Genomic DNA, 18,874 nt, shown 5'->3' with positions numbered 1-18,874 from the left:
CGTTTCATCAGCGGTCGCGGTGTGTCAGAACGCCAGTGTTACGACTGCTTTGCAGTCGGACGCAGGCTGCGCCAGCTGCTACACGGTTACAACTTGAGTCTTGTATCAGCCTGTATATGACCCCGCCTCAGACACATCACCGCATAGAAGCCCCCTGCTACGACACATCACAGATACACCCGCTTGATCAACTGTGCCGGTCGATTGGCCCTGCCGATCAGAGCGCATCACTCACCTGCGCGGGGCACGCTGCGGCCCCCTCCCCGACTACCGGAGATCAAGCCCATGACCACCTCATTTTTATCGGCCGTGAAAGGCCTGCACCTGAACCTCGACCGTGCCGGCCACTGGATCACGCCGCTGACGCTGCGGGTGTTCCTCGCGTGGGAATTTTTCGAGTCTGGTCTGGAGAAATTTAACGGCGAAAACTGGTTCGCCGACATTCAGGAGCGCTTTCCGTTTCCCTTCAACCATGTGCCGGCCACCTGGAACTGGGAACTGTCGATGTGGGCTGAACTGATCTGCGCCCTCGCGCTGCTGGCTGGACTGGGCACGCGCATCAGCGCGCTCATCCTGATTGTGGTGACCATTGTGGCGACGGCTGCCGTTCACTGGCCCGCCGATTGGTCTACATTGAGTGAGCTTGCCCAAGGCTATGCGATCAGCAACAAAGGGCACGGCAACTTCAAACTGCCGCTGATCTACCTCGTCGCCCTGCTGCCGCTGGTCTTTTCCGGTGCCGGCAAGCTCAGTCTCGATGCGCTGCTGTCGCGATTCTTCTGGCACCGCAACAATCGCTGAAATGTTAACGTGGCAGCCTTCACTTTTACTTCACTTGTGCAGACAGGAGCCACCATGAGCGTGACCACCCAATGGATCGACATCGACAGCGCCGACGGTAAATTCGGCGCCTACCTGGCCATTCCGCACACCGGCAAAGGCCCGGGCATCGTACTGATCCAGGAAATTTTCGGCGTCAACGAACACATTCGCTCGGTCGCCGAACAATACGCGGCCGACGGTTACGTGGTGATCGTTCCGGACCTGTTCTGGCGCAGCGGCCACCGCATCGAGCTCACCTACGACGAGCCGGGCTGGAAACGCGCCGTCGAGCTGATGAACGCCACCGACATCGACAAAGCCCAGGCCGATATCGAACTGGCCATCAATGCCTTGAAAGCTCATCCGGGTCTGGATGGCGGCATTGCCTCGATCGGTTACTGCTTCGGCGGCCTGCTCTCGTACCACACCGCCGCCAATGGCCTGGTGGATGTGGCGATCGCTTATTACGGTGGCGGTATCCAGGACCAACTGGAACGCGCCGATCAAATTGAAGTGCCGCTGCTGATGCATTTTGGTGAAGAAGACAGCCACATTCCACTGGAAGCCGTGGAGAAAATCGCCGAGCGCTTCGAAAACAACGAGAACGTGGAAATCGTTGTGTACCCGGAGGCTCAGCACGGCTTCAACTGCTCGCACCGCGACAGCTACAACCAGCGTGCTTCGGCCGAAGCCCATGGCAATACATTGATTTTCCTGGGCATGGAACTGTAAGTACGCATTGTTGAACGGAGCACGGCTTGACCGTCAAGGCGCCCTTCAAGTCCTTCGCCGGCAAGCCGTGCTCACAGGTTTCGCGTCAGACAGTACGGGCTACTTCGCCGTGGCTTGACGCGGTTTGTAGAAACGGAACAAACCGATGTCTGCGGTTTTGATGTACGTCCTCGACCAGTCCGGGCGCACCGTACGGTCGTGGAAATACAACGCCCCTTTGGTCCGGTCCGCGAGCTGCTTGTTCAGCGCCTTGCGCGCGATTTCCTTGGCGAGCGCGTAGGGCACTTCTTCCTGAACCGAATCTGCGCGACCGTCGCACCACCATGAGAACTGGCAGTTCTTCGCTTCTGAACCCTGCTTGACCACACCGCACACCGTGTCCGGAAAACCCTTGTGGCCGAGTCGATTCATGACGACGTTGGCCACGGCTTCCATATCGGCGGAATCCTTGCCTTTGGCTTCCCAGTAGATCGAGCGCGCCAGGCAGGTGATGGCGTCATCGAGCGGCGCGGCGCCTTCCGGGTCTACCGCCTGGACTTCGGATTGAGTGATGGCTTCGGCTCTGGGCGCGGGCGTGGAACGGCTGTTATCGGCGGCTTTCTGCTCGAGGACTTCAGCCTTGTTTTCGGCCGCTTGTTGCTTTTGTTCCTGTTCGGCGGCAGCTGCCGGGCCAACAAGAAGGGTGATTGCGAGGAAGGTGGCTATCCAGTTTTGACGCATAGTTGGATTAACTCGGTTGGCCGGGGTCGGTTGAGTGTAGTAGTGAAATGATAGCCACTGTCGTGCAACATTTTGCGTAAATGCATTGCCTCAACAGGCGCAACTTCACGCATCATGGGCACCGTCCGTTCAAGGGAGATATTTCATGGGTTTCACCTCATCCGTCAGGCGTTTTGCTGCGTTGTCCTTGGGTCTGTCGTTCGTCATGAATGCATGGGCGGTCGACGAGAAACAGCTGATCGACTCAATCAACACTTACCGCAGCGAAGTGCAGAAATGTGCCGGTGAGGTCTCGTCCGAGCTGCCACCCCTGGCCGGCGACCCACGTCTGGCGCTTTCGGCCACAGGTGTTGGCAACCTGCAGCAGGCTATGGCCAGCGCGGGTTATCCGATGGTCAATGTGCAGGCGATCAGTCTGTCGGGGCCGCGGGACGCGCAGTCGGCGATGACGGCCATTCGCGAGAGCTTCTGCCAGGTGGTGCTCGACCCGCAGTTTGTTGACATTGGCGTCAGCCGCGAGGGGCGCGAATGGCGAATCGTGCTGGCGCGCCCACTGTTGAGCGCGCGGTTGGGCGACTGGCAGGCGGAAGGTCAAAAGCTGCTGGCCGAAGTCAATACTGCGCGCAGTCGCGCACGCCAGTGCGGCAGCCAGAACCTCGCCGCTGCCGCGCCGCTGACGTGGAACGCAGTGTTGGGGGCGGCAGCCGAAAGCCACTCTCGGTCCATGGCCAACAATAATTATTTTGATCATAAGGATCGCGACGGCCGCACACCGGGCGACCGGGCGGAACTGGGCGGTTACGTCGGTCAGCAGGTCGGCGAGAACATTGCCGCCGGGCAAGACACCGTGCGCAGAGTGGTGGACGGCTGGATCGCCAGCCCCGGTCATTGCGCCAACCTGATGAACCCGCAGTTCCAGGAGCTGGGCGCGGCGTATGCGGTCGATCCGAAGAGTGATTCGGGGATTTACTGGACCGCAATGTTTGGCACGCCATGATGCCTGAATGAATGGAGGGGGCCGCTTCGCAGCCCAACGGGGGGCAAGCCCCCTCGCCACATATAACTCCGTGTGGGAGCGGGCTTGCTCGCGAAGGAGCCGAGTCCGCCAACATTCTCGCCTGTTGCAAGCCCACATTAGCGAGCAACCTCCTTCAAGGGCATGTGGGCTTATTGCTGCACCGCAAGCTGGGCGACGGTGCCGGAAGTTACAAGTGCTTTCAGTGATGTGTCGAACTGCTTCAGCGCATTCACTTGCAACGCAGTTTGCTGCTCGATCTGCGCCGCAATCTCCGGTGCCGCTTTGCCTTTCACCCACACCGAGGGCATCTGCTGCATCCGCGAGCCTTCAGCTTTGCCGATGTATTGCAGGTTCGAATCATAAAACTTCGCCAAGAACCGCGCTTCAACCTGATTATTGCGTTTGGACACCAGACGGCTGTACGTGTCGAGCATCACCACCACATCCGGGCGGGCTTGCATCAGCGTGTCCAGATTGTCGTACACCGTCACCGCCGCAAACTCTTTCTGCAACGAAGTCATCAACCAATTGATTGCCCGCTGAGGATCGGAACTGTTGACGAACGCCCCGCTGATCCGCGAATCCAGCTCGGGATTCTTCGCACCGTTGAGCGCCACCGAGTGGTACTGCTCAAGGTACGCCAGTGTGTCGATGGTGTTTTCGCTGTACAACACGCCAACCGTTTGTGCGTGCTGCAAATGGGCGGCGCTGTTGGCCACCGGCAGGAAATGGCAGGAAGGTTCGGCAGCGTAGGCCGGCACGATGGCCGTGAAGCTGCCGGTCATCACGGCGACAAGGGCCAGCCAGGTAGACATTCTCATCGCGCAGATTCCTTCAGAGGCGAAACAGGTATGACGCTATCCTCCTCTCATGACAGAAAAACAGAACTTGCCTTTTTTGATGTTCGATATCGATTAAACCAATGATTGTTCTGACCAGCGGAAATTTGTAGCAGCTGCCGAAGGCTGCGTCTGACGCTGCCATACGTGGCAAGTGAAAACATATTGAACCGCACGCCCTGTCGAAGTTTCGAAACTCTATCAGCGCTGAACTAAGCTCTAGGGACGCGCCATTGGAGAGGAAACCCCGATGAACAGTAGAGTCCTGCTTCTGATCGCCAGCCTCAGCCCTACCTTGGTCTTCGCCGAAGCGTGTGACGTGCAGACCCGCTCCCAAAGCCCGTCCGTGCCGGTCGTCGAATCCCACAGCTGTTATGAGTACGAAGGCATGCCGGTGAACTCCATCGACTGGTCATGCAGCAATGAAAGCAAGGAAATGATCACCAGCACCAAGAAAAAAGTCGCTCAGTGCGAAGAACGTTATCAGGCCACCTGTGTCGCCACGCTGACCCAGGAATCACTGGCCAACCCGCATTCCACCAGCAAAGACAAAAACAGCGAACGGCCCAACGTTCCGGACAATGCGCAAGTCACCACCTATTATTACGGCGCCGACAACCTGAGCCAGGCGAAGATCGATTGCGAATCGGGCGGCGGTCACTGGAAGCCAAATTAACCGGCATGCTCCGTTGAATCCATATGCCGTTACCCCAATTGAACGCGCAACTGACTTGCCAGCAATGGCCGCTTCCTATGCATCGCCGCTATCGCTATCGCCAGCAAGCCGGCTCCTACGGATATGTGAAGTACCGCACTTCAGCAGCCACCCGCGAATTCGTAGGAGCTGTCGAGTGCAACGAGGCTGCGATCTTTTATCCGAGAGCGTCCAATAAAAAGATGGAACCCTGCCCCCAGAAAACCACCTAATGACAAGACCTTAGGAGGTGACCAATGCAAATCGAAACCATCTGGATCGTACTGGCGGCAATTCTTGTACTGGTCGAGCTATGGGCTATCAATAAAGTCCGCAAAGCCGAAGGCAAATCCAGCGACAAACTGGTGTGGATTGTCGTGATCGTGTTCGTTCCGTTGTTCGGATTGATCGCCTGGGCAGTCGCGGGACCGAAGCACAAAAACCCGAATCCGCATTCGCCGCAGGCCAGGCAGTAACTCAGGCACGCGGCACTTAACAACTGCAACAAACGCAAAAACGAAGCCCCGATGAAAGTTGGGGCTTCGTTGTTTTCAGCGCAGATACAACTAATGATCAAACTTTTATGGGTCAAGTCATCCGCTGGCCGGGGAGTAATTCAGGCAATAGTTTTCGCCATTGGTATACACGCCAGTTGAAGACCGGATGGCGAATGATAAATGGCAGACGCCTCACCTGCATAACCGCAGCGTCGGTAAAAATCCGCTGCATTTAACGTAGCGTCGAGAATGACCTCCTTGAGCCCCAAATCCCGCGCAACGCGTTCAAGATGGCTGAGCATTCTCAGAGCGATCCCACGCTGCATAAAATCCGGAAGGACAAAGATCGCACCGATTTCGCGGTTGTCGAGATCCAGCATGCCTGTCGCCACCGGTTGGCCGTCGATACAACCGAGGTAAAAGTGCTTCTTCATCAGCACGTCATAACCATCACTTGCTGAGCCTTTGGTCCACGCCATCATCTGGTCCGAGGTGTAGGCCCCGATACATTGATGACGTATTGCTTGAAGGCGAATGTCAAACGCAACCTGCGCGTCAACTTGGGCGGCCCTTTTGATTTCGAGCATGGCGTCGCTATAGCGAATAGTCATGAAATGAAGTCCATTTACTGGGTATTAATCCTTTAGACCCTGCATCCATCCGGGATGGGTGATAGCCGCGGACGCAGCCTTCGGCAGCTGCTACAGGGCGGCGCTCGTTTCAGGATCAGAAGTTTGCCGGGGTGTTGGCGCTGATGATTTCCGCTTCATCCTGGCCGATATTGCGAAACCGGTGCGGCAGCGTCGTCGGGAAGTAATAGCCATCGCCGGCATTCAATACGCTGATCTGCCCATCCACCGTCAGCTCAACCGTGCCGCGCGTCACGAGCCCGCACTCCTCGCCTTCGGAATGCACAATCGGCTCTTCTCCCGAACTCGCCCCGGGTGCGTATTGCTCGCGCAAGAGTCGCATCTGCCGGCTCGGCACGGACGCGCCGATCAGCAGCAGACGCAGGCCATGGCGGCCCAGGTCGGGCTGTTCATTGGCGCGGAAGACGTATTGATGTTCACGAGGCGGTTGGTCGAAGGTGAAGAAATCCGCGAGGGACATGGGGATGCCTTCGAGCAGCTTTTTCAGGGAGCTGACGGAGGGGCTGACGCGGTTCTGTTCGATCAGGGAAATGGTGGCGTTGGTCACGCCACTGCGCCGGGCCAGCTCGCGCTGGGAGAGTTTGTAGCTTTCGCGTACCAGTTTGAGTCGTGAGCCCGTGTCCATGACAGCCTTATGCGAAAAATACTCAAGGGTTATGGGGATGGATGGCGGGCGACTTTTGACCGCGAAAATACCGCTTCCCCTGTCCCGGAGAGGTGAAAGGCGGGTATTAAATCACGTTTGCGGGTGTTGCTGAAGGCGGTGAGGTTGATGGCCATTGTGCGGTGCATGATTGGGCTTGTGTCTGCAGTGATGGCCTCTTCGCGAGCAGGCTCACTCCTACAGTTTGGTCCGGGCCAACTGCCAATTCTGTGTACACCGTTGGCGGACTGTAGGAGTGAGCCTGCTCGCGAAAGCGGTGGTTTTGGCAGCATTGATGTTGGCAGTGCCGCCGTCTTCGCGAGCAGGCTTGCTCCCACAGGTATTGAGTCGGCGTCAGTTGCGGCTGACTTAGATACCAAACCTATCACGCAGCGCGTAGTACGCGGCGCCCAGAGCGGTGAGCGGGGCCTGGAAGGTGCGGCCGCCGAGCATCGGCATGTGCGGGAGCGAGGCGAAAGCGTCGAAGCGTTCGGCGTCGCCACGGATCATCTCGCTGATCAGCTTCCCGGCCAGGTGCGAACACGTGACGCCGTGACCGCTGTAGCCTTGCATGTAATAAGCGTTTTTCTCGATGCGACCGAATTGCGGCATGCGCGACATGGTCAGCAGGAAGTTGCCGGTCCAGCGGTAGTCGATCTTCACGTCCTTGAGCTGCGGGAAGGTCTTGAGGATTTTCGGCTTGATCAGCTGTTCGATGTCATCCGGCTCGCGCGCGCCATAAACCACACCGCCGCCGTACAGTAGGCGGTTGTCTGCTGTGAGGCGGTAGTAATCCAGCAAGTAATTGCAGTCTTCCACGCAATAATTGTTTGTGATCAGGCTGCGCGCGACGTGCTCGGACAAGGGCTCGGTGACAACGATTTGCGAGCCGCACGGCATGCTTTTGCTGGTCACGCGATTGTCCAGGCCCTGCGGCAGATAGGCGTTGCCGGCAATCAGCAGATACTTGGCGCGCACGACGCCTTTGGCGGTACGCACGGTGATCGGTTCGCCGTAGGTGATTTCCACCGCCGCTGATTGTTCGTAGATCTTGCCACCCAGGCCAATGATCGCCGAGGCTTCACCGAGGGCCAGGTTCAGCGGGTGGACATGGCCGCCCTGCAAATCGAGCAGGCCGCCGACGTAATGGTCGCAATCGACTTCACGTTTGATGTCTGCAGCGTTGAGCATCTTCAGGTTCTTGTTGCCGTAGCGTTCCCAACTGCTTTTCTGCTCGGCCAGGCCTTTGAGCTGCTTTTTATTCAGCGCGGCGAAGATGCCGCCGGGCTTGTAATCGCACTGGATGTCGTAGTGCTGGATGCGCTGACGGATGATGTCAGCGCCTTCAAAAATCATGCTGCCCAGCACTTCAGCGGTCTTGTCGCCGTAGCGGTCTTCGATGACATCGACGTCGCGGCTGTACGAGTTGACCAGTTGCCCACCGTTGCGACCGCTGGCACCGAAACCGACTTTGGCGGCTTCGAGCACGGTCACGCTGTACCCGGCTTCGGCAAGGAACAGCGCCGAGGACAATCCGGTGTAGCCGGCGCCGATCACACAGACGTCGCAATCCACGGCTTGCTCTAGCACCGGAAAGTCGCCGGTGAAATTTCGGGTGGCGGCGTAGTAGCTGTTTACATGTGTTGTTGTTTTCATAGGTTTCTCCGAAGGCCGCCCACGCTGGCGAGCGGCCGCCGATTTAGAGGTGTCAGAGCTTGATCCAGGTCGCTTTCAGTTCGGTGTATTTGTCGAACGCGTGCAGCGATTTGTCGCGACCGTTACCCGACTGCTTGTACCCGCCGAATGGCGCGGTCATGTCGCCGCCGTCGTATTGGTTGACCCACACGCTGCCGGCACGCAAGCCGCGAGCGAAGGTGTGCGCCTTGCTCAGGTTGCTGGTCCAGACACCGGCGGCCAGGCCGAAGATGCTGTCGTTGGCGATCGCCAGGGCTTCCTCTTCGGTGTCGAAAGTGATCAGTGACAGCACCGGGCCGAAGATCTCTTCCTGCGCGATGGTCATGGCGTTGGTCACGCCATCGAAAATCGCCGGCTCCACGTACAATCCACCGCTGGCTTCAAGGGTTTGATTACCGCCGGCGATCAGGTGCGCGCCCTGGTCTTTGCCGATCTGGATGTAGCGCAGCACGTTGTCCAGTTGCCGCTGATCCACAACCGCGCCGACCGTGGTTGCAGGGTCGAGTGCATGCCCCGGTTGCCATGCTTGCAACGCTTCCACCAGCAGTGGGATGAATTGCTCGCGAATCGAGCGCTCCACCAGCAAACGCGAACCGGCGGTGCAGACTTCGCCCTGGTTGAAGGCAATCCCGCTGGCCGCCGCGTGTGCAGCTGCGCGCAAATCCGGCGCATCGGCGAACACCACGTTTGGACTCTTCCCCCCTGCTTCGAGCCAGACGCGTTTCATGTTGCTTTGGCCGGCGTAGATCAGCAGTTGCTTGGCGATCGCAGTGGAACCGGTGAAGGCCAGCACGTCGACGTCCATGTGCAACGCCAGCGCTTTGCCGACGGTATGGCCATAGCCCGGCAGAACGTTGAACACGCCTTGCGGGATGCCGGCATCCAGCGCCAGCTGCGCGATGCGGATCGCGGTCAGTGGCGACTTTTCCGAAGGCTTGAGGATGAACGAGTTGCCGGCCGCGAGGGCCGGAGCAAACTTCCAGCTGGCCATGATCAACGGGAAATTCCACGGCACGATCGCGGCGACGACACCGGCCGGTTCGCGGGTGATCAGGCCCAGTTGATCGTGCGGCGTGGCGGCGACTTCGTCGTAGATTTTGTCGATGGCTTCGGCGCTCCAGCGGATCGCATTGGCGGTCGCTGGAATGTCGATGTTCATCGAATCGCTGATCGGTTTGCCCATGTCGAGGGTTTCGAGCAGGGCGAGTTCTTCGCGGTTGGCGAGGATCAGGTCAGCGAAGCGGATCAGGATGCGCTTGCGTTCGGCCGGGGCCAGGTGTGCCCAGATTCCGGACTCGAAGGTGCGGCGGGCGACGGTTACGGCTTCGTGGGCATCGGCTTCGTCAGTGCTGGCCACATTGGCCAGGAACCGGCCATCGACCGGGCTGATGCATTCGAAGGAATCGCCGCTGAGTGCCGGCCGGTATTGGCCGTCGATAAACGCGCGGCCTTCGATGGATAAGGACTGGAAGCGTTGCTCCCAGTCGCTGCGAGTGTTTGTCATTGTGGTGACTCGACGCGGAGGAATAAGTGATCGTCAGTTAAAACTTGAAACGCAATCCCTTGTAGGAGCTGGCTTGCCAGCGATGGCGGTGTGTCAGGCGACATCAATGTTGACCGTGCTGCCGCCTTCGCGAGCAGGCTCGCTCCCACAGTTGATCAGCGGTGTTCGCAGAGCTTGTGTACAACGCCAATCCCCTTGTAGGAGCTGGCTTGCCAGCGATGGCGGTGTATCAGGCGACATCAATGTTGACTGTGCTGCCGTCTTCGCGAGCAAGCCCGCTCCCACAGTTGATCAGCTGTGTTCGCAGAGCTTGTGTACACCGCCAATCCCCTTGTAGGAGCTGGCTTGCCAGCGATGGCGGTGTGTGGGGCGACATCAATGTTGACCGTGCTGCCGCCTTCGCGAGCAGGCTCGCTCCCACAGTTGATCAGCGGTGTTCGCAGAGCTTGTGTACAACGCCAATCCCCTTGTAGGAGCTGGCTTGCCAGCGATGGCGGTGTGTCAGGCGACATCTATGTTGACCGTGCTGCCGCCTTCGCGAGCAGGCTCGCTCCCACAGTTGATCAGCGGTGTTCGCAGAGCTTGTGTACACCGCCAATCCCCTTGTAGGAGCTGGCTTGCCAGCGATGGCGGTGTGTCCGGCGACATCAATGTCGACTGTGCTGCCGCCTTCGCGAGCAGGCTCGCTCCCACAGTTGATCAGCGGTGTTGCGTCAGACGGTATGCAAATACCAGTTGTACTCAAGGTCCGAGATGGAGTTCTCGAACTCGGCCAGCTCGCTTTCCTTGCAGGCCACGAACACGTCGATGTACAGCGGGTCGATGTAGCGCGACATGACTTCGCTGTCCGCCAGTTCGCGCAGGGCATCGCGCAGGTTGTTCGGCAGGCTCTGCTCGTTTTGCTCGTAGCTGTTGCCTTCCACCGGTGCGCCCGGCTCGATCTTGTTGATCAAGCCGTGGTGAATACCGGCCAGCACCGACGCCATCAGCAGGTAAGGGTTGGCATCCGCACCGGCAACGCGATGCTCGATGCGTACCGAATCCGCCGAACCGGTCGGCACTCGCACCGCAACGGTACGGTTGTCGATGCCCCAGCTCGGCGAGTTCGGCACGTAGAACTGCGCACCGAAGCGGCGGTACGAGTTGACGTTCGGGCAGAGGAAAGCCATCTGTGCCGGCAGGGTCTCGAGCACACCGCCGATCGCGTGACGCAGCGCGGCGTTCTGCTCGGGATCCTCGCTGGTGAAGATGTTGTTGCATTCTTTATCGAGAATCGAAATGTGCACGTGCAAACCATTGCCCGCCTGACCCGGATACGGCTTGGCCATAAACGTGGTGTCCATCTCGTGGTCGTAGGCGATGTTTTTCACCAGACGCTTGAGCAACACCGCGTAGTCGCAGGCCTTGATCGGGTCATTGACGTGATGCAGGTTGACTTCGAATTGCGCCGGGGCGCTTTCCTTGACGATGGCGTCGGCAGGGATGCCCTGCTCTTTCGCGCCTTCGAGGATGTCTTGCAGGCAATCGACGTATTCGTCGAGGTCGTCGATCAGGTACACCTGAGTCGACACCGGACGTTTGCCGGACACAGGCGAGCGTGGCGATTGCGGACGTCCGTTAATGTTGTCCTGATCAATCAGATAAAACTCGAGTTCGAACGCGGCGCAAATGGTCAGACCCATATCGTCGAACTTGCTCACGACCTGACGCAGCACTTCACGCGGATCGGCAAAGAACGGCTGGCCTTCGAGTTCGTGCATGGTCATTAACAGTTGCGCGGTCGGGCGCTTCTGCCATGGCTCGATGCTAAGGGTGTCGGGGATAGGGAAACAGATGCGGTCAGAGTCGCCGATGTCCAGACCCAGGCCGGTGCTTTCCACCGTAGAACCGTTGATGTCCAGGGCAAACAATGACGCGGGAAGGTTGATGCCTTTTTCGTAAACCTTATGAAGACTGGTGCGTTCGATGCGCTTGCCGCGCACCACACCGTTCATATCCGCAATCAGAAGGTCGACGTACAAAACCTCAGGATATTTCTTAAGGAATGCGTTTGCTTCGTTGAGTTGAACGGTACGCAGAGGGACCGACATGATGCACCTATAGGCTGTTAATTATTATGTTCACTGCTGTTTCGCGAGCTCAGTCAACCCGAACGGCAAAGTGAAGTCAATAGCGAACACCCAGCGCCTCACTCTTTATTTTAAGGCCTTTTTAGGGCACGACAGGGCCAGATATAGTGCCAGCACTGCAGAAATCATAAAGATCAGACGTATGGCGTTTAGAATTTTTTACATGAGAGTTGTTAATTAAAATTAACAAGGCTAAGCTCCGGAAAAGCTCGTTCAAGTGTGAACTTCGAGGTGATAAAAATGGCATTCAAGCCATTGATCGGCGTTACTGCATGCGTCAAACAGATTGGCCTGCACCCCTACCACGTCAGCGGCGACAAGTACCTGCGTGCTGTCAGCGTCGCGGCTCTGGGGCTGCCCGTGGTCATTCCTTCCCTGGGCGATCTGACTGAAATCGACGACCTGCTCGCGCAGCTCGACGGTTTACTGCTGACCGGTTCGCCGTCGAATGTGGAGCCTTTCCACTATCAAGGCCCGGCCAGCGCTCCCGGCACGGATCACGATCCGGCGCGGGACGCCACTACCCTCCCCTTATTGCGTGCAGCCATCGCTGCGGGCGTTCCGGTGCTCGGCATTTGCCGGGGCTTCCAGGAGATGAACGTGGCGTTCGGCGGCAGCCTGCATCAGAAGGTGCACGAGCTGCCGGGCATGCTTGATCACCGCGAAGCGGACAGCCCGCAACTGGCGGTGCAATACGCTCCCGCGCATGCTGTCATCGTGCAAACGGGCGGCATGTTTCAGGCGCTGGATTTGCCGGAGCAGTTTCAGGTGAATTCGATTCACAGCCAGGGGATTGATCGACTCGCAACAGGGCTGCGCTGCGAAGCGATTGCGCCAGACGGCTTGATCGAGGCGATCTCCGTAAAGGACAGCGAAGCCTTCGCCGTCGGCGTGCAATGGCACCCGGAATGGCAGGTTCTTTCCAATCCTTCTTATCTGAGAGTTTTCCAGGCGTTTGGCGATGCCTGCAGGCAAAGGGCTGCGCTGCGTAAAGCCCGCTGATTCAAAACATTTATTGACTGCCCCCGCAAGACTGGCGGACGTGCTTTGGCGCGTCCGAATTTGCGAAACGACACACTGCAATAACAACAAGTACGACCCAGGCAGCCAGGACGGCGGCGCCGAATAAGCCCGGACGGCTCGGCAGCGTAATTCCCTGTAGCAGCTGGCGAAGCCTGCGATCTTTTGATCTTGCTTTTGAACATTTAAAAGATCGCAGGCTTCGCCAGCTCCTACAAGGGACCCGCCCCGGGCTTGCAATCCACTCTTAAGTCAGGCCGCGTTGGCCCGACGACTGAAACCTGTTGGGAGTTTCACATGGCAAACGCCTCCAGCATTCACAGGAAGGCTCTTGAAGGTCAGCAAGCCGCGAAAAAGGTCTTGTTGAAAGTCGATCGCGTCACCAAGAAGTTTGACGAAACCTGCGCAGTCGACGACGTCTCGCTTGAGATCCATCAAGGGGAAATCTTCGCCCTGCTCGGCGGTTCCGGTTCGGGCAAATCAACCTTGCTGCGCATGCTCGCAGGCTTCGAACGCCCCACCGACGGGCGAATTTTCCTCGACGGTGTCGACATCACCGACATGCCGCCGTACGAACGCCCGATCAACATGATGTTTCAGTCCTACGCCCTGTTCCCGCACATGACGGTCGCCCAAAACATCGCTTTCGGCCTCAAGCAGGACCGTCTGCCGGCCAGCGAAATCGACGCCCGCGTCGAAGAGATGCTGCGCCTTGTGCACATGACCCAATACGCCAAACGCAAACCGCATCAACTCTCCGGTGGTCAGCGTCAGCGCGTCGCCCTCGCCCGTTCGCTGGCCAAACGTCCGAAGCTGTTGTTGCTGGACGAACCGATGGGCGCGCTGGATAAAAAGCTGCGCTCGCAGATGCAACTGGAGCTGGTGGAGATCATCGAGCGCGTCGGCGTGACCTGCGTGATGGTGACGCACGACCAGGAAGAAGCCATGACCATGGCTCAGCGCATCGCGATCATGCACCTGGGCTGGATCGCGCAGATCGGCAGCCCGGTCGATATTTACGAAGCGCCGGTCAGCCGCATGGTCTGCGAATTCATCGGCAACGTGAACGCGTTCGATGGCACCGTGGTGGAAGACCTCGAAGGCCACGCGATCATTCACAGCCCCGATCTGGAACAGAAGATTTACGTCGGTCATGGCGTCAGCACCTCGGTACAGGACAAGTCGATCACCTACGCCATCCGCCCGGAAAAAATGCTCGTCAGCACCACTCAGCCCGAGTTCCGCTACAACTGGTCGCAAGGCAAGGTGCACGACATCGCCTACCTTGGCGGCCACTCGGTGTTCTACGTGAAGCTGCCGAGCGGCAAAATCGTCCAGTCGTTCATGGCCAACGCCGAACGCCGTGGCGCACGTCCGACCTGGGACGACAACGTCTACGTGTGGTGGGAAGACGACAGCGGCGTGGTACTGCGCTCATGAAAACACTCAATCAGCAGTTCCTGCGGCTGATGCCGAGTGGTCGCAAGCTCGTCATCGGAATCCCTTTCCTGTGGCTGTTCCTGTTTTTCATGTTGCCGTTTTTTCTGGTGATGAAAATCAGCTTCTCGGAAGCGGCGCTGGCGATCCCGCCGTACTCCGAGATCTACACCTTCGCCGAGCAGAAATTTCAGCTTCTGTTGAACGTCGGCAACTACTTGTTGCTGACTGAAGACGAGCTGTACATCTCGGCGTATTTCGGTTCGCTGAAAGTGGCTTTCTTCAGCACGCTGATGTGCCTGGGGATCGGCTTTCCGATGGCCTACGCCATCACCAAAGCAAAGAAGGAAACGCAAAACGTTTTGCTGCTGCTGATTATGATGCCGACCTGGACCGCCATCCTGATCCGCGTGTATGCGTGGATGGGCATCCTCAGCAACAACGGTTTGCTCAACGGCTTTTTGATGTGGACCGGGTTGACCGACCACCCCATTGAAATCCTCAACACCAATATTGCGGTGTATATCGGCGTGGTGTACGCGTACCTGCCATTCATGGTGTTGCCGCTGTACGCCAACCTCGTCAAGCACGACGGCAGCCTGCTGGAAGCCGCATCTGACCTGGGTTCGAGCAACTTCAACAACTTCTGGAAAATCACCGTGCCGCTGGCCAAGAACGGCATCATCGCCGGCTGCATGCTGGTGTTCATTCCAGTGGTGGGCGAGTTCGTGATTCCGGAACTGTTGGGCGGCCCCGAGACCTTGATGATCGGTCGCGTGCTGTGGCAGGAATTCTTCAACAACCGCGACTGGCCGGTGGCCTCCGCGCTGGCTGTGGTGATGCTGTTGATCCTGATTGTGCCGATCCTGTTGTTCAACCGTAGCCAGGCCAAAGAGATGGAGGGTCGGGGATGAAACGCTTCGGATTTTCAAAGTTCATGCTGATTTTCGGCCTGTCGTTCATCTACCTGCCGATGTTGATTCTGGTGATCTACTCGTTCAACGCCTCGAAACTGGTCACGGTGTGGGGCGGCTGGTCGCTGAAGTGGTACGTCGGTCTGCTCGACAACACGCAACTGATGGGCTCGGTGCTGCGCTCGCTGGAAATTGCCTGCTACACCGCCATCGCGGCGGTGGCGCTGGGCACGCTGGCCGCGTTCGTGCTAACCCGCGTGACGCGCTTCAAGGGCCGCACGCTGTTTGGCGGTCTGGTCACGGCGCCGCTGGTGATGCCGGAGGTGATTACCGGTCTGTCGCTGTTGCTGTTGTTTGTGGCGATGGCGCAACTGATCGGCTGGCCGATGGAGCGAGGCATTGTGACCATCTGGATTGCGCACACGACGTTTTGCGCGGCCTATGTGGCGGTGGTTGTTTCTGCGCGTCTGCGTGAACTGGACCTGTCCATCGAAGAAGCGGCCATGGACCTCGGAGCGAAGCCGTTCAAGGTGTTTTTCCTGATCACCATTCCGATGATCGCGCCGTCTCTGGCGGCCGGCGGCATGATGTCGTTTGCGCTGTCGCTGGATGACCTGGTGCTGGCGAGTTTCGTCTCGGGACCGGGCTCGACGACCTTGCCGATGGAGGTGTTCTCGGCGGTGCGTCTGGGGGTGAAGCCTGAGATCAATGCTGTGGCGAGTCTGATTCTGTTGGCGGTGTCGCTGGTGACTTTCCTGGTCTGGTATTTCAGCCGCCGCGCCGAAGCCAATCGCAAGCGAGCGATCCAGGAAGCGATGGACCAGACCGCCAGTGAATCGTGGCAGCCGCAACCAGCCGCCACTGCCTGACCCTGTAGGAGCTGCGGCACGCTGCGATCTTTTGACTTTGCTTTTCAAGATCAAAAGATCGCAGCCTCGTTTCACTCGACAGCTCCTACAAAAGTGGGGTGAGTCGATCAGATGTGTTTTGTGATTTGAATAAGAATTGGAGTTGTACCGATGAAAATGTTTGGCAGAACTCTGCTGACACTGTCCTTACTGGGCGCGATAGCCACCGGCGCCCAGGCCAATGACAAGGTTCTGCGCGTCTACAACTGGTCGGATTACATCGCCCCGGACACCGTCAAAAAGTTTGAAGACGAAACCGGCATTCGCGTGACCTACGATGTATTCGACAGTAACGAAACCCTTGAAGCGCGCCTGCTGGCGGGCAAATCCGGCTACGACATCGTGGTTCCATCGAACAGTTTCCTCGCCAAACAGATCAAGGCTGGCGTGTATCAGGAACTGGACAAATCGAAACTGTCGAACTGGAAAAACCTCAACCCGGTGCTGCTTAAAAACGCTGCGGCCAGCGACCCGGATAACGCGCACGCGTTCCCGTACATGTGGGGGTCGATTGGCATCGGTTTTAATCCGCAGAAGGTCAAGGAAGTGCTCGGCGCCAACGCACCGGTCAATTCCTGGGACCTGCTGTTTAAACCGGAAAATGCGGAAAAACTGAAGGCCTGCGGGATCAGTTTTCTCGATTCGCCAACCGAGATGCTGCCGGCCGCCCTGCACTATCTGGGTTACCCGGTTAACTCCAAGGACAAGACGCAGATCGCCGAAGCGGAAGCGTTGTTCATGAAGATTCGGCCGTCGGTGGCTTATTTCCATTCGTCGAAATACATCTCCGATCTGGCCAACGGCAACATCTGTGTGGCGGTCGGTTATTCCGGTGATGTCCTGCAAGCCAAGGCCCGCGCCCAGGAAGCCGGCGGCAAGGTGCAGATCGATTACAGCATTCCGAAAGAAGGCGCCGGCAGTTTCTACGACATGGTGGCGATCCCCAAGGATGCGGCGAATGTCGACAATGCCTACCTGTTCATGAATTTCCTGATGCGTCCGGAGATCATCGCCGAGATCACCAACAACATCGGCTACAGCAACGCCAACGCGGCGGCGACACCGTTGGTGGATGACGCGATTCGCAATGATCCGGGCTCATATCCGACGCAAGCGGTGATAGCGACCTTGTATGCGATTCCCGACATGCCGATCGGTGTGCAGCGGGTGATGACGCGCGGCTGGACTCGGGTGAAGCTCGGGAAGTAGGCGCTTAATCCGACGCTTCGTTGGAACACCGCCCGGGGCAATCCTCGCTCCCATAGTGATTGTGTTGAAACGCAGAACTGTGGGCGACCCCAATACCTGTGGGAGCCGAGCTTGCTCGCGATGGCGGTATTCCAGCGAAGAACCCATCACTGGCCACCCACCATTCAACCGTTTCCGTTCACGCAGCGCCTTACCACCGCTGCACCTCTCTATAGAACGGCCTCACCTGGCTTCCTCGGTTCAGGTGAATTCGGCGCCCTCCTCGGGCGCCTTTTTTTATGGCGCAACCAACGGCCATTCGGCCAACGCCCGGTAGCGGCCCTTGTGCGATTCGAAAAGCGCAAAGCGATCAGCACGCAGGAAAAACTCCGGCGGCGTGGCGGACTCCGGCACCGGTGCGCGGAATTCGCGCATCAGCGTCAGGTGCGGTCGGAATTCCTTCACCGTTTCTTCCAGCCCAAACGGTAACATCGCCTGTTCCAGCGCATACACCAGCCGCAGCAACTCCAGCGGCGCCTGTTCCGGCGCCAGCACCAGCACCCCTGCCCCGCGCCAGACATCCAGACGATCCAGCGCCACCCGCAACGCCACCCCTGGCACACGAACCTTGCCTGCTGCCGTGCAAATCTCAGCAATCTGCGCCGCACCTACGGCGCCGAGAAACAGCAACGTCAGATGAAAATTTTCCGTCGGCACCGGGCGCCCGATCCGCAGCTCCAGCGCGTTACGCCACTGCGCAATGGCCCGGCGTTGCTCGGCCGGGCAGCTCAGGGCAAAAAACAGCCGTTTGACCGGCTCATGGGCTTCGTCGCTCACGCCTGGCAGCTCCTTGTAGGCACGTTATAGTTGACCCAACCGATTCAACGGGAGGACGCCATGCGACAGATCATCAGCAAAGAACCCTGGTGGGCCGCGCCGCCACAGGCTGGTCAGGCTGAGTCCGAGCTGGAATGGGGCTGGCTGGTTCACTATAGCGAAGGTGAGCCGCGTTTCGAGTTTATCCGGGAGCGGCCGTCAGACCGGGAAATCCAGCAGCGCAAAAGTTGCCGGATCACCCCGGTGTCGGAGTGATCCGGTACGAGTCAGGCTTCGACGATCACCTCGAAACCGCCAAAGATCATGCGCTGACCGTCGAACGGCATCGCATTCATGTCGGCCTGCAGCCGCGGATCCTTCATGACTTTATCCATGCCGGCGTCGCGCGTGGCTTTGTCGGGCCAGATGATCCAGGAAAACACCACGGTTTCATCGTCCTTGAGCTTCACCGCCATTGGGAACGACGTCACTTTGCCATCCGGGACGTCATCGCCCCAGCACTCGGCGACGCTGAGCGCACCGCACTCGATGAACACCGGCGCGGCGGTGGCGGCGTGCTGGCGGAATTGCTCGCGGCTGGCGGTGGGCACGGCAAGCACAAAACCGTCGACGTATGACATGGTCATT

General features: G+C 58.5%; 20 protein-coding genes. 11 read left to right on the top strand and 9 right to left on the bottom strand.

The window, feature by feature from the left end; translation table 11 throughout:
- Positions 1–285: 285 nt before the first annotated feature.
- Both DU29_RS0121850 and DU29_RS0121845 read left to right on the top strand, forming a co-directional pair.
- Entirely contained in the window at positions 286–801 is a 516-nt protein-coding gene (locus DU29_RS0121850) for an HvfX family Cu-binding RiPP maturation protein (protein ID WP_028623616.1), read from the top strand.
- 54 nt (positions 802–855) lie between these two features.
- Complete coding sequence (locus DU29_RS0121845) at positions 856–1,554, top strand: dienelactone hydrolase family protein (protein ID WP_028623615.1); 699 nt, start codon at positions 856–858, stop codon at positions 1,552–1,554.
- A 99-nt stretch (positions 1,555–1,653) separates the two neighbouring features.
- Here the strand turns inward: DU29_RS0121845 and DU29_RS0121840 are convergent, their stop codons facing one another.
- On the bottom strand, positions 1,654–2,274 hold the full coding sequence (locus tag DU29_RS0121840) for a cell wall hydrolase (RefSeq protein WP_028623614.1): 621 nt from the start codon (positions 2,272–2,274) through the stop codon (positions 1,654–1,656).
- A gap of 145 nt (positions 2,275–2,419) precedes the next feature.
- Here DU29_RS0121840 and DU29_RS0121835 point away from each other — a divergent pair, with 145 nt between their 5' ends.
- A complete protein-coding gene (locus DU29_RS0121835; protein ID WP_028623613.1) occupies positions 2,420–3,271 on the top strand; it encodes a CAP domain-containing protein in 852 nt (283 codons plus the stop codon).
- Positions 3,272–3,441: 170 nt separating this feature from the next.
- On the opposite strand, the gene DU29_RS0121830 is transcribed toward DU29_RS0121835, so the two are convergent.
- The gene (locus DU29_RS0121830; RefSeq protein ID WP_028623612.1) at positions 3,442–4,113 is read right to left on the bottom strand and encodes a hypothetical protein; all 672 of its coding nucleotides are present in this window, start codon (positions 4,111–4,113) and stop codon (positions 3,442–3,444) included.
- Between the two features lie 268 nt (positions 4,114–4,381).
- On the opposite strand from DU29_RS0121830, the gene DU29_RS0121825 reads away from it, so the two are divergent.
- A complete protein-coding gene (locus DU29_RS0121825) occupies positions 4,382–4,807 on the top strand; it encodes a hypothetical protein (protein ID WP_028623611.1) in 426 nt (141 codons plus the stop codon).
- A 275-nt stretch (positions 4,808–5,082) separates the two neighbouring features.
- Positions 5,083–5,301 carry a PLD nuclease N-terminal domain-containing protein gene (locus tag DU29_RS0121820; protein ID WP_028623610.1) on the top strand — a complete coding sequence of 73 codons (219 nt, stop codon included), beginning with the start codon at positions 5,083–5,085 and terminating at the stop codon, positions 5,299–5,301.
- A 140-nt stretch (positions 5,302–5,441) separates the two neighbouring features.
- Here DU29_RS0121820 and DU29_RS0121815 read toward each other — a convergent pair whose 3' ends face one another.
- From DU29_RS0121815 to DU29_RS0121795, 5 genes are all read right to left on the bottom strand, one after another.
- On the bottom strand, positions 5,442–5,909 hold the full coding sequence (locus tag DU29_RS0121815; RefSeq protein WP_028623609.1) for a GNAT family N-acetyltransferase: 468 nt from the start codon (positions 5,907–5,909) through the stop codon (positions 5,442–5,444).
- Between the two features lie 139 nt (positions 5,910–6,048).
- Positions 6,049–6,597 carry a cupin domain-containing protein gene (locus DU29_RS0121810; RefSeq protein ID WP_028623608.1) on the bottom strand — a complete coding sequence of 183 codons (549 nt, stop codon included), beginning with the start codon at positions 6,595–6,597 and terminating at the stop codon, positions 6,049–6,051.
- A gap of 387 nt (positions 6,598–6,984) precedes the next feature.
- Positions 6,985–8,271, bottom strand: a complete 1,287-nt coding sequence (locus DU29_RS0121805) for an NAD(P)/FAD-dependent oxidoreductase (RefSeq protein WP_028623607.1) — start codon at positions 8,269–8,271, stop codon at positions 6,985–6,987.
- 52 nt (positions 8,272–8,323) lie between these two features.
- Positions 8,324–9,814 (bottom strand): aldehyde dehydrogenase, encoded by a 1,491-nt coding sequence (locus DU29_RS0121800; protein ID WP_028623606.1) that lies wholly within the window; start codon positions 9,812–9,814, stop codon positions 8,324–8,326.
- 713 nt (positions 9,815–10,527) lie between these two features.
- Positions 10,528–11,904 carry a glutamine synthetase family protein gene (locus DU29_RS0121795; RefSeq protein WP_028623605.1) on the bottom strand — a complete coding sequence of 459 codons (1,377 nt, stop codon included), beginning with the start codon at positions 11,902–11,904 and terminating at the stop codon, positions 10,528–10,530.
- A 279-nt stretch (positions 11,905–12,183) separates the two neighbouring features.
- On the opposite strand from DU29_RS0121795, the gene DU29_RS0121790 reads away from it, so the two are divergent.
- From DU29_RS0121790 to DU29_RS0121770, 5 genes are all read left to right on the top strand, one after another.
- Entirely contained in the window at positions 12,184–12,945 is a 762-nt protein-coding gene (locus DU29_RS0121790; protein WP_028623604.1) for a gamma-glutamyl-gamma-aminobutyrate hydrolase family protein, read from the top strand.
- A 315-nt stretch (positions 12,946–13,260) separates the two neighbouring features.
- Entirely contained in the window at positions 13,261–14,403 is a 1,143-nt protein-coding gene (potA, locus tag DU29_RS0121785) for a polyamine ABC transporter ATP-binding protein (RefSeq protein WP_028623603.1), read from the top strand.
- A 29-nt stretch (positions 14,404–14,432) separates the two neighbouring features.
- Positions 14,433–15,314 (top strand): ABC transporter permease subunit, encoded by an 882-nt coding sequence (locus DU29_RS0121780; RefSeq protein ID WP_161781302.1) that lies wholly within the window; start codon positions 14,433–14,435, stop codon positions 15,312–15,314.
- Positions 15,311–16,183, top strand: a complete 873-nt coding sequence (locus tag DU29_RS0121775) for an ABC transporter permease subunit (RefSeq protein WP_028623601.1) — start codon at positions 15,311–15,313, stop codon at positions 16,181–16,183. Before DU29_RS0121780 ends, DU29_RS0121775 begins: the two co-directional genes overlap by 4 nt.
- A 150-nt stretch (positions 16,184–16,333) precedes the next feature.
- Entirely contained in the window at positions 16,334–17,431 is a 1,098-nt protein-coding gene (locus tag DU29_RS0121770) for a polyamine ABC transporter substrate-binding protein (protein WP_028623600.1), read from the top strand.
- A gap of 276 nt (positions 17,432–17,707) precedes the next feature.
- On the opposite strand, the gene thpR is transcribed toward DU29_RS0121770, so the two are convergent.
- Positions 17,708–18,247, bottom strand: a complete 540-nt coding sequence (thpR, locus tag DU29_RS0121765; RefSeq protein WP_028623599.1) for an RNA 2',3'-cyclic phosphodiesterase — start codon at positions 18,245–18,247, stop codon at positions 17,708–17,710.
- 60 nt (positions 18,248–18,307) lie between these two features.
- Here thpR and DU29_RS0121760 point away from each other — a divergent pair, with 60 nt between their 5' ends.
- Positions 18,308–18,502: a hypothetical protein gene (locus tag DU29_RS0121760; protein ID WP_028623598.1), complete on the top strand. Its 195-nt coding sequence runs from the start codon at positions 18,308–18,310 to the stop codon at positions 18,500–18,502.
- An 11-nt stretch (positions 18,503–18,513) separates the two neighbouring features.
- Here the strand turns inward: DU29_RS0121760 and DU29_RS0121755 are convergent, their stop codons facing one another.
- Entirely contained in the window at positions 18,514–18,867 is a 354-nt protein-coding gene (locus DU29_RS0121755; protein WP_028623597.1) for a DUF1428 domain-containing protein, read from the bottom strand.
- Between the last annotated feature and the right edge of the window lie 7 nt (positions 18,868–18,874).

The organism is Pseudomonas sp. Ant30-3 (genome assembly GCF_000690905.1).
Classification (GTDB): Bacteria; Pseudomonadota; Gammaproteobacteria; order Pseudomonadales; family Pseudomonadaceae; genus Aquipseudomonas.
The sequence above is the reverse complement of the archived record's forward strand: the minus strand, read 5'-3'. Positions and strand labels throughout refer to the sequence as shown.